The sequence below is a fragment of the Microbacterium sp. K36 genome (assembly GCF_004794355.1).
GTDB classification, from domain to species: domain Bacteria; phylum Actinomycetota; class Actinomycetes; order Actinomycetales; family Microbacteriaceae; genus Microbacterium; species Microbacterium paraoxydans_D.
The window spans coordinates 92,586-99,223 of the sequence record NZ_SSDN01000062.1; the positions used below are offsets into that span (position 1 = coordinate 92,586).

The following is a 6,638-nucleotide window of genomic DNA, read 5'->3' on the forward strand; positions in this document are numbered from 1 at the left end:
TCGCTCGCGAATCGAGGCGCGATCACTCGCAGCGCAGGCCGTCTTCCGGCACCACATCATCGAGGAGGAACGCCTCCACCGCCTCGTCGACGCAGACGTTGCCCTTGTTGTAACCGGTGTGACCCTCGCCCACGCGGGTGATGAGGACGCCCTCGGAGAGCTGATCGGCGAGCGACTCCGACCACTCGTACGGGGTCGCAGGATCGTTGGTGGTGCCCACGACGACGATGGGACCCGCGCCTTCCGCGGTGATCTTCTCGCGGGTCCCGGTGGGCGGATACGGCCACACCTCGCACGGGTCGGGTCCCGACCAGTACGGCGCGATGGTCGGCGCCCCGTCCGCGATCTTCTTCTCGGTGGCCGCCTCGGCCGCAGGGTCGTCCTCGACCGGGTAGTCCATGCAGTTGTACGCACGGAAGGCCTCGGTCGAGTTGTCGATGTACGTGCCGTTCTCCCGGCCGTTGTAGAAGTCGGCGAGGCGGAAGGCCGTCGACGGGTCGCCCTGCAGCGCCTCGTCCAGCGCCTGGGTCAGGATCTCCCAGCTGTCCTCCGAGTACAGGGCAGCGATGATCGCCGTCATCAGGGCGTCGGCACCCATGAGTCGGCCGTCGCCGTTCTTCAGCGGCGTGCGGTCTGCGCTCGCCAGCAGCGCGCCGAGGTCGGCCATCGCCTCGTCCACCGTGCCGTTGAAGGGGCACGAGCCGGAGTCGAGGCAGTTCTGCATGTAGGCCCGCAGCGCCGACTCGAAGCCGAGCGCCTGCGTGGCGCCGACCTCGAGGCCGGGGACCGAGGGATCGATCGCCCCGTCGAGCACGAGTCGTCCGGCCTTCTCCGGGTAGAGCTTGGCGTAGGTCGCGCCCAGGAACGTGCCGTACGAGTACCCGAGGTAGTTGAGCTCCTTGTCGCCCAGGACGGCACGGAGGAGGTCCATGTCGCGGGCGGCGTTGACCGTGGTGATGTACGGCAGGATCCCCTCGCTGTTGGCGTCGCACGCCTCGCCGAAGGCGCGGGCCGAGTCGAGCAGCTCGGACTCCCACTCCGGGGTGCCCCGCGGCGCGGAGGGGATGCCGTAGAGGTACTCGTCCATCTCCTTCGCGTCGTAGCAGGTGACCGCGGTGGAGGCGCCCACCCCCCGGGGGTCGAAGCCGATGACGTCGTAGTTCTCGATGAGCGCCGGACCGACCGCGTAGTCGAGGCTGCCCTGGATGAGGTCGACGCCGCTGGAACCGGGGCCGCCGGGGTTCGTGAGCAGCGAGCCGATCGCCTCGCCCTCGGCTCGGTGCCGCACCACGGCGAGTTCGATCTCTCCCGCTGCGGGGTCCTCCCAGTCGAGCGGCGCAGTGACGGTCGTGCAGTCGAAGCCCGGACCGCACTCGGTCCAGTCCAGCCCCTGGGAGTAGAAGGGAAGCAGATCTTCCGCGACGCCCTCGGTGTCCGGGGTCTTCTCCACGGCCGGCTTCGAGGACTGCTCCGGGATCATGGCGTACAGGCATCCGGAGAGCGCGACAGAAGCCGCAGCGAGACCGGCGACGATGGCCGCGGTGCGACGGAGGCGGGACAGGGATCGAGTCTTCACGGTTTCCTCCCGCTCGTGACGGTCACGAGCAAACTCTCGAGCGCGAGCAGCGGGGCGACGTTGCGCTCCAGCGCCTCACGGGTCTCGGCCAGGTGGTCGAGCACGACGAGCGTACGCTCCACACTCCAGGCGGCGGCGAGGCCGGCCACCTCGGTGTGCAGTTCACGGTTGATGAGATCGTCGCCGCGACCGTACTGCAGCATCACGACGTCGCGGAAGAGCGACTGCAGGTCGGTGAGGACCCGGTCGATGCCGTCCCGCAGACTCCGCGTCGCCCGCTTCTTCTGATCGTCCTCCAGCGCCGACACCTGGGCGCGCAGCGCCGGAGGCACCGCCTGCCCCTCGGCGACCCCGACGGTGCGCAGGAGCGCGGCACGTTCCGCCGCGTCCCGCTCGGCGGTGAGCGCCTTGGCGTCTTCCGTCGCCGCCTGGATGATGCGCCCGGCGACCTCGACCGCGTCGTTGACTCCGCGCACCCCGATCACGGCGCGCAGCGTCTCGTCGCGGCGGCGACGTGCGGCATCGTCGGTGGCGAGACGCTGGGCCATGCCGATGTGACGCTGCGCGTGTCGGGCGGCCTGCTCGGCGACCACCTCGTCCACTCCCGTGCGGAGACTGATCAGGCGGGAGACGTCTGCAACGTCGGGCTCGCGGAGACGGAGCGACCGCACGCGCGACCGGATCGTGGGGAGGAGGTCGGCCTCACTGGGCGCACAGAGGATCCAGACGGTTTGCTCCGGCGGCTCCTCCAGCGCCTTGAGCAGCACGTTCGAGGTGCGCTCCACCATCCGGTCGGCGTCTTCGACGACGATGACCCGATAGCGGCCGGCGGACGGGGCGAAGTAGGAGCGCTCGACGAGGGCGCGCGCCTCGGCGATGGTGATGATCACCTTGTCGGTGCGCAGCGCCGTCACATCGGGATGCGTGCCCGCGAGGACCTGCCGCATCGTGGCCTCGTCGTCCGGCCCCTCGGCGATGAGCGCGGCGGCGAAGGCGTAGGCGAGTGTCGAGCGGCCGGACCCCGGAGGGCCGGTGATCAGCCAGGCGTGCGAGAGCGCGGCGGGATCGGACGCGGCGGCGCGCAGCGTCTCGACGGCGGCCTCCTGCCCCCAGACGTCGGCCCAGGGAAAAGGCGGGGCGAGGGTCGAGGGCATGCACTCAGCCTAATCGCGACCGCCGACGCTCCCACCACCCGCCGGTGGCTGGGTATCCCGTCGGACGAGGCCTTCCCTGTGGAGGATCAGTCGAACAGTGCGGAGACGCGGGCGCGGATGCGTTCGGCGATGCGCTCGGGCGACGCCGCGGCGTCGATCACGAGGAACCGGGCGGGCTCCGCACGGGCCAGTTCGAGGTAGGCGTCCCGCACGCGGGCGTGGAAGGCCTCCTTCTCGGCCTCCAGCCGATCGAACGGCTTGTCGGCCGAGTCGAGGCGCGTGCGCGCCGTGGCCGGATCGAGATCGAGGAGCACGGTGAGATCCGGAAGAGCCCCTTCCGCAGCCCACAGCGACAGATCGCGGATCTCCGTGGCATCGAGGACGCGCCCGGCGCCCTGATACGCCACCGAGGAGTCGAGGTAGCGGTCCTGCAGCACGATCTCGCCGCGAGCGAGTGCGGGGCGCACCACCGTCGCGACGTGGTGAGCGCGATCGGCGGCGTAGAGCAGCGCCTCCGCGCGCGGCGCGATGTCGCCGCGGTGGTGGAGCACGATGTCGCGGATGAGCTGCCCGACCTCGGAGCCACCCGGCTCCCGGGTGCGGACGACTGTCCGACCGCTCTGCTCGAGCCAGGTGGCGAGGAGGTTCGACTGGGTCGTCTTCCCGGAGCCGTCCCCGCCCTCCAGCGTGATCCAGAGGCCGGGGCCTGCGGTCACGAGTCCGCCTTCTCTGCCGCCTTCGCCGCCGCGTTCGCGGCCCGGGTCGCCGCCGCCTTCTTGGCCGCCGCCGAGCGGGCTGCCGACGTGGTCGACGTCTTCGCCGCCGTGGACTTCTTCGCCGTGGAGGCCTTCGCCGGCGCCTTCTTGGCAGGGGCCTTCTTGGCAGGGGCCTTCTTGGCCGGAGCCTTCTTCGCGGGAGTCTTCTTCGCCGCTCCTCGCTTGGGCGCCGGACCCTTGGCGCGCTTGTCCGCGAGCATCTGCACGGCGATCTCGAACGTGATGTCGTCCGGGGTCTGTCCGCGCGGGATGGTGACATTCGTCTCGCCGTCGGTGACGTACGGGCCGAAGCGGCCGTCGCGCACGCGGATGGGCTTACCGCTCACCGGGTCGGCCTCGAACTCGGCCAGCGCGCTCGACGCCCGACGGGCGCCGTACTTGGGCTGCTGGTAGATCTCCAGCGCCTGTTCCAGCGTGACGTCGAAGATCTGCGACTCGCTCTCCAGCGACCGGGAGTCGGCGCCCTTCTTCAGGTAGGGACCGAAGCGGCCGTTCTGCGCGGTGATCTCGTCCCCCGTCTCCGGGTCGACGCCGACCACGCGCGGCAGGCTCAGCAGCTGCAGCGCGGTGTCGAGATCGATCGTGTCCACCGACATCGAGCGGAACAGCGAGGCGGTGCGGGGCTTGGGCGCCGCTTCCTTCTTCGCGCCGCGCTTGGGCTTGGGGGCCTCGACGACCTCACCGGTGGCCTCGTCGACGGCGGCATCGTCGGAGACCGGATCGTTCTCCTGCACGTAGGGACCGAAGCGTCCGTCCTTGACGACGACGACCTTGCCGTTCTCCGGGTTCACCCCGAGGACACGGTCGCCGGCGACCGGCGCGTCGATGAGCTCCTGGGCCTTCTCCGCCGTGAGTTCGTCGGGCGCGAGATCTTCGGGGACATTGACGATGCGCGGCTTGGCCTCCGGATCCTCCGGGTCCGCCACCTCGAGGTAGGGGCCGTACTTGCCGAACCGGAGGGTCGCGGTGTCGGTGATCCGCGTCGAGTTCAGCGCCCGGGCGTCGATCTCCCCGAGGTTGTCGACGACCTGGCGAAGACCCACATGCGAGTCGGAGCCGAAGTAGAACGACTTCAGCCATTCCACGCGGTTCTGCTCGCCGCGTGCGATGGTGTCGAGGTCGTCCTCGAGCGCCGCGGTGAAGTCATAGTCGACGAGCTCGGCGAAGTGCTCCTCGAGCAGACGCACCACGCTGAATGCGAGCCACGTCGGCACGAGGGCCTGGCCGCGCTTGACCGCGTACCCGCGGTCGAGGATGGTCTCCGGGATCGTGGCGAAGGTCGAGGGACGGCCGATGCCCTTCTCCTCGAGCACCTTCACCAGGGAGGCCTCGGTGTAGCGGGGCTTCGGCGTGGTGCGGTGCCCCTTCGCCTCCGCGGCGGACACCGCCAGCTCATCGCCGACGGAGACCGCGGGCAGGGACTGGTTCTCCGCGGCGTCGGCGTCGCTGCGCTTCTCGTCGCGACCCTCCTCGTAGGCCTCGAGGAAGCCCTTGAACGTGTAGACCGTGCCGGAGGCGGTGAACTCCGCGGTCTGGCCGTCCGCCTCGACCGCGATGGTGACGGTCGTCGTCTCGTACTTGGCGTCCGACATCTGGCTGGCGACGGTGCGCTTCCAGATCAGGTCGTACAGCCGCTGCTCCTCGCGGTCGAGCTCGCCGGACAGCGAGGACGGCGTGCGGAAGTTCTCCCCCGAGGGGCGGATCGCCTCGTGCGCCTCCTGCGCGTTCTTGCTCTTCGACTTGTAGACGCGCGGCTTGAGCGGCACGGCGTTGTCGCCGTAGAGAGCAACGGCCTGACTCCGGGCCGCCTGCACCGCCTGGGTGCTCAGCGCCGTGGAGTCGGTACGCATATAGGTGATGTACCCCTTCTCGTAGAGGCGCTGGGCGACGCTCATCGCCTGCTTCGCGCTCATCGAGAGCTTGCGGCCCGCCTCCTGCTGCATGGTGGAGGTCGTGAAGGGCGCGTAGGGGCTGCGGGTTCCCGGCTTGGCCTCGACCTTGGTGACGGTTCCCGCCCCTGCCGCATCGACGGCGCGCGCAAGGGCAGCCGCCTTCGCCTCGTCGAGGACCACGACCGCCTTCTTGAGCTTTCCGGCGTCGTCGAAGTCGGAGCCGCGGGCGAGCTGGCCGCCGTCCACGCGCACCAGGCGGATGCGGAAGGACGTGCCGGTCGCGGCCGCGTCGGCATCGACGTCCCAGTACTCCGCGGAGACGAAGGCCATGCGCTCGCGCTCGCGGTCGACGATGAGGCGGGTGGCTGCGGACTGCACCCGGCCGGCCGAGATCCCGGTCTTGACCTTGTACCAGAGCACGGGCGAGACGTCCCACCCGTAGAGGCGGTCGAGGATGCGCCGGGTCTCCTGCGCGTCGACGAGGGCGTGGTCGAGTTCACGGGTGTTGCCCACCGCGGCCTGGATCGCGTCCTTGGTGATCTCGTGGAAGACCATGCGCTTGACCGGCACCTTGGGCTTGAGCGTCTCCAGCAGGTGCCAGGCGATCGCCTCGCCCTCGCGGTCCTCATCAGTGGCGAGCAGGACCTCGTCGGCGTGCTTGAGCGCGCGCTTGAGCTCGGCGACCGTCTTGGTCTTGCGGTCCGAGACCACGTAGTAGGGGTCGAAGCCGTTGTCGATGTCGATGGAGTACTTGCCGTACGCCTTCTTGTCCTCGGCCGGGATGTCCTTCTTGTCGGCGAGATCGCGGATGTGGCCGACGGAGCTGAGCACCTCGTAACCGTCGCCGAGGTATCCCTGAATAGACCGCATCTTCGTCGGGGACTCGACGATGACGAGCTTCTTGCCTTCAGCCAAGGGGCGTCCTTTCTTCGAAGCACACCATACACACCGCTATCAGGGGTCGTTCACAGCGGGCGAGGGGTAGAGCCGCCGTCATGGTTCCTCGGGTGGCCCGGCACGAGCGCGGGAGACGGCAGCGAGTCCAGCGTACGCCGCCTCCACCGACACGGTCGCCACATACCCTTCCAGCGAACAGCTCGTCAGGGCCGCCCCGCTCGCCGCCGCGACCCTGGCGGCCAACGCACAGGGCTCGTCCGCCGTCGGCACCGCGCGAGAGGTAGCCCTCCGTGAGACCGGATCCCTCTTCGAGCATCGGCTTCCAGCGGTTCCGAGTGGTGCC

At 69.9% G+C, this 6,638-nt stretch carries 4 protein-coding genes; all 4 read right to left on the reverse strand.

The genetic code is table 11. The features are described 5' to 3' along the window. Nucleotides 1–22 precede the first annotated feature (22 nt). The 4 genes from DW296_RS06570 to topA all read right to left on the reverse strand — a co-directional run bounded on the left by DW296_RS06570 (nucleotide 23) and on the right by topA (nucleotide 6,313). Complete coding sequence (locus tag DW296_RS06570; RefSeq protein ID WP_205807862.1) at nucleotides 23–1,576, reverse strand: alpha/beta hydrolase; 1,554 nt, start codon at nucleotides 1,574–1,576, stop codon at nucleotides 23–25. Continuing rightward, nucleotides 1,573–2,730, reverse strand: coding sequence for a DNA polymerase III subunit delta' (locus tag DW296_RS06575; RefSeq protein WP_136051574.1), 1,158 nt, complete (start codon nucleotides 2,728–2,730; stop codon nucleotides 1,573–1,575). Before DW296_RS06575 ends, DW296_RS06570 begins: the two co-directional genes overlap by 4 nt. A gap of 86 nt (nucleotides 2,731–2,816) precedes the next feature. Further along, the gene (gene tmk, locus DW296_RS06580; RefSeq protein WP_136051575.1) at nucleotides 2,817–3,446 is read right to left on the reverse strand and encodes a dTMP kinase; all 630 of its coding nucleotides are present in this window, start codon (nucleotides 3,444–3,446) and stop codon (nucleotides 2,817–2,819) included. After that, nucleotides 3,443–6,313, reverse strand: coding sequence for a type I DNA topoisomerase (gene topA / locus DW296_RS06585; protein WP_136051576.1), 2,871 nt, complete (start codon nucleotides 6,311–6,313; stop codon nucleotides 3,443–3,445). Before topA ends, tmk begins: the two co-directional genes overlap by 4 nt. Nucleotides 6,314–6,638: the final 325 nt, after the last annotated feature.

What these genes read in the sequence shown, in the direction of transcription:
- DW296_RS06575 (WP_136051574.1), bottom strand. Translation starts at nt 2,730, where the DNA reads ATGCCCTCGACCCTCGCCCCGCCTTTTCCCTGGGCCGACGTCTGGGGG.